Genomic DNA, 1,980 nt, shown 5'->3' on the forward strand with positions numbered 1-1,980 from the left:
ATGGGCTGAGAGAACGCCAAGATGGGCTCAAATCCCGAAAATTGCCTGTCAACGCCTGTCGTCTGGGAGGCGAGTACGTCATTCTTGCCAATACCCCTCGCCCTACCTCTGCCAGTCAGTCCAAGGCATTAACACCAGCCCAGAAAGACTATTTCCAATTAAAAAAAATCCCCCAATCAAAAGTCTGGCAGCAAATGCTTCGGCGTAGCTCAGCACAAGCACTCAAATGTTTGGAGACTGCATGGGTGGACATGTATCGACGGGGGATTTGGTTTTCCTTGTTTCAAGCAAAAAGGACGATTTCGCTCCTTTGTTTTTCCCAAAGTGAAGGAAAATGTTATCGAAGGGAATCAAATCGACTTTCCGAAAATTGGGAAAGTACGGTTTTTCAAGTCTCGTTTCCTTCGGTGATGGCTTTGTGGTTAAGCAGGTACAAATTCTAAAAAGAGCGAGCGAGTACTATATCATTTTATCCGGTGCCAGCGGATGTGAAAATTCCCCAACCATCTATAAGCGGTCATGGTATAGGATTGGATAGCGGGTAGAAAGCTATTTGGCTACCAGCGACGGTGAATTGATTGACCACCCACGATCGTTCGTGCAGGCTTCTGGCAAGCTGAAATGGCTGCAACCAAAGCTTAAACGAAAGAAAAAGGGTTCCAGATGTTGGCGCTTGATACATCGCGTGGTAAATATTAATACCATTTCCTTAATAATATGCAAGAGATAATAGAGGCATTTTTGTAGGGGCGCAACGCTTGATTAGGGCCGCAACGCGTGAGCGCCCCTACCAGGGCAATTGAGCCATTCCAGACAATCATCGTTTTTTAGAAATGGTATAAGCCTGCAGTAGAGGCCAAACAGACCAGTCAAATTTGTCCCCATTGTGGTGTCCATACGGGGAAAAAGCCGCTTTCTCAAAGACTCATTTCTGCTCCCACTGCGGCAGGGGAACCCATCGAGACGTGGCAGCAGCACAAAGGGTCTTGAATCGAGCTGTCGCCGGTACTTCCACTACAGGGCGGAAAAATGCTCGTTGAGGGTCCCGGTTCGCTGGAGATGGGTTAGCATAGCTAATCTATCTAGGCACCCTGATGAAGCGAGAATCTTACGATATTCTATTCGTGAGAGTGTCAACCACGGCTCGGTCTTGCGGCTATAGGCAGCGAACGCACGGTTTGAATCCGTTGGACCTTTTTTCAAAACGGCGGAATTTCCGTTAAGATCGGAGGATATTGGCCGGTACGGGATCGCTTGCAGCTGTTTCCCAGCTGGCCATGTACAGAATCTGTATGCGAAGTAATCATGGCTGAAATTCAGTTTATAAAAGGCATCACCGAAGAATCGATACCAGATGTACGCATGACGCGATCGCGCGACGGTACCAACGGAAAAGCCATTTTCTATTTTGAAAATCCCAAAGCTTTTGATGAGGGCAACGAGCAAATTACCGGGATGTATCTGATTGACGAAGAAGGGGAGTTGAACACCCAAGAGGTCAAGGGAAAGTTCGTCAATGGTCAACTCCAAGCCATTGAGGCGATTTATCCCATTCGGTCTACTGAAGAATGGGACCGATTTATGCGTTTTATGGAACGATACGCCCAAGAACACAATCTCGGGTTCACCAAGTCCTAGTTCCGTTCGTTGGTTATGGAGGGGGGAGATAGGTGGTTCTACGCGACGATCTACGTCAAGCTTGCAACTAGATATCGGCCATTTGACGTAGACGGTTTCAGTCAAATGGCTGAAGCTCTCTAACGCCCCCACCACCTACACTAGAAAGTGCAATAGGAAAACTCCTAGTTCGATCCCCCCTCCCCCTGCCACCCCTCAGGGGGATTTTTTTTTCTTGGTTTTTCTGCTACTTACTGCTTTTAGCATTTTTCTGGCTTTAGCGGGATGGGTCGGGTCTAGCGGTTTTTTGTTTCGATCGAGAACCAAGGCATACATAATGTATGAACTCCGCTGTTTGCGGGT

2 protein-coding genes and 1 pseudogene are annotated in these 1,980 nt (G+C 47.7%); 2 read left to right on the forward strand and 1 reads right to left on the reverse strand.

The genetic code is table 11. The features are described from left to right. Positions 1-849: 849 nt before the first annotated feature. Together AS151_RS22705 and psb28 are read left to right on the forward strand one after the other, a co-directional pair. Positions 850-1,040, forward strand: a pseudogene (locus AS151_RS22705) (zinc ribbon domain-containing protein); the annotation flags it as partial. 265 nt (positions 1,041-1,305) lie between these two features. Beyond that, on the forward strand, positions 1,306-1,638 hold the full coding sequence (psb28, locus tag AS151_RS02870) for a photosystem II reaction center protein Psb28 (protein WP_071515566.1): 333 nt from the start codon (positions 1,306-1,308) through the stop codon (positions 1,636-1,638). Positions 1,639-1,833: 195 nt separating this feature from the next. On the opposite strand, the gene AS151_RS23200 is transcribed toward psb28, so the two are convergent. Then, complete coding sequence (locus tag AS151_RS23200) at positions 1,834-1,953, reverse strand: RRXRR domain-containing protein (RefSeq protein ID WP_139240473.1); 120 nt, start codon at positions 1,951-1,953, stop codon at positions 1,834-1,836. Positions 1,954-1,980 lie beyond the last annotated feature (27 nt).

Origin of the sequence: Geitlerinema sp. PCC 9228, assembly GCF_001870905.1 — a bacterium.
Classification (GTDB): domain Bacteria; phylum Cyanobacteriota; class Cyanobacteriia; order Cyanobacteriales; family PCC-9228; genus PCC-9228.

Coding starts and splice junctions, on each gene's coding strand:
- psb28 (WP_071515566.1), top strand. CDS start 1,306: ATGGCTGAAATTCAGTTTATAAAAGGCATCACCGAAGAATCGATACCA.
- AS151_RS23200 (WP_139240473.1), bottom strand. CDS start 1,953: ATGTATGCCTTGGTTCTCGATCGAAACAAAAAACCGCTAGACCCGACC.